Genomic DNA, 1249 nt, shown 5'->3' with positions numbered 1-1249 from the left:
TTATTGACCCCCAATCGGCACGTTCAGCCATTCCCCGCGTGACCAGAATTCCCTTCGCCGCATGGTCCTTCGCAATCTCCATAGCCTGTGAACCATTAACAACCACCGGAAGCATGCTATATCTCGGAGGCTGTTCACCCGTAGTGTTGTTGATGTACCCGCAATAATTGCAAATGACAAGAACCTCCTCTGGATCATAAGTAAGCGGCGCAGCACAGTGCATGCAAGCTTCAAGTTTTGGTGCAGCGGGTTTGGGCGCTGGCGTTGGCGGAGGCGGAGTTTGTGTCGGAGGCATTGACGGCTGTGTAATCCCCGCAAAACCCTTTGCAAGCTCCATGGCTTGCTGTTTCGCCTGCTCCTTCCATCCAACCAAGGCGGCAGGATTGTCACATGAGTTTGCTAAAGCCTGTTCAACAACATCCATGAGTCCCTGCGATCCGTCAACCTCAACATAAACGTCCTGCGGTACGCCCCTAACCTTGATCACTGCCTTGTCGAAGAAGCCCTTCTTAAGCTCAAACATGAAACTGTTCTGTCCGGGTATTGTCTTCTTGACACTCCAGCCTGCCTGCTTGACGTATTCGGGCAAGGCTCCTTGAAAATTCTCCATTCGTGCTCCAATTTCACGATAACGTGCTGAGATCATCCTTCCAGTCCTCGGAGAAGAGACGACCGTTCATCAACAAGCCTATCAAGCTCTTCAACCTTAGATATCAGCGTGTCCATGGCGGTTCTCCACTCGTCCGTGCCCGGCTCAATGCCGATGGCTTTTTCAACATCAGCCTTTACGGCGTCTGCTTTTTCAATTAGGCTTAAGTCATGTTGTATCACAGCGTCAAGTTTGTCCTCCTTGACTTTTACTGCGTCGAACATGCCGGCGTATCCGGCGACGGCTCTGTCTATGCGCTGAGTAACCCTATCAAGTCTGGAGTTAAACGCTTCAAATGTGTAAGCATTGTCGCCTGAAAGCTTCTGGACTGCAGAGGGGTTGTTGAAACTTCTTCGAAAAGCGGTTTTTGCGGTCTTCAGCCTATTCACAACTTCCATTCTAACGAGACGATCACTTTCTCTGCGCAGTTCCTTCTCTTTGTATCCTCTAAATCCAGGAAGCTCTGCCAAGATTCTCTCAGAAAGCTTCATCTCTCCTTTTGCTTTTTCATAGAACCCTTTCTCCTCGCTCATAATTATTATCTCCTGCTCGTTACCATAAAGTTGAACCCTAGGCTTTTAAGTTTTCATTAAATGAGAC

General features: G+C 49.0%; 2 protein-coding genes. Both read right to left on the bottom strand.

The window, feature by feature from the left end:
- Positions 1-610: hypothetical protein (locus HXY34_14175; GenBank protein ID NWF97281.1), on the bottom strand; the 610-nt coding region annotated here is incomplete at its 3' end.
- Positions 611-642: 32 nt separating this feature from the next.
- Entirely contained in the window at positions 643-1182 is a 540-nt protein-coding gene (locus HXY34_14170) for a hypothetical protein (GenBank protein ID NWF97280.1), read from the bottom strand.
- Positions 1183-1249 lie beyond the last annotated feature (67 nt).

It is taken from the genome of Candidatus Thorarchaeota archaeon, assembly GCA_013388835.1.
In the GTDB taxonomy this organism is placed as follows: domain Archaea; phylum Asgardarchaeota; class Thorarchaeia; order Thorarchaeales; family Thorarchaeaceae; genus JACAEL01.
Note: the sequence above shows the minus strand (reverse complement) of the source record. Positions and strands in the feature narration are given on the sequence as shown.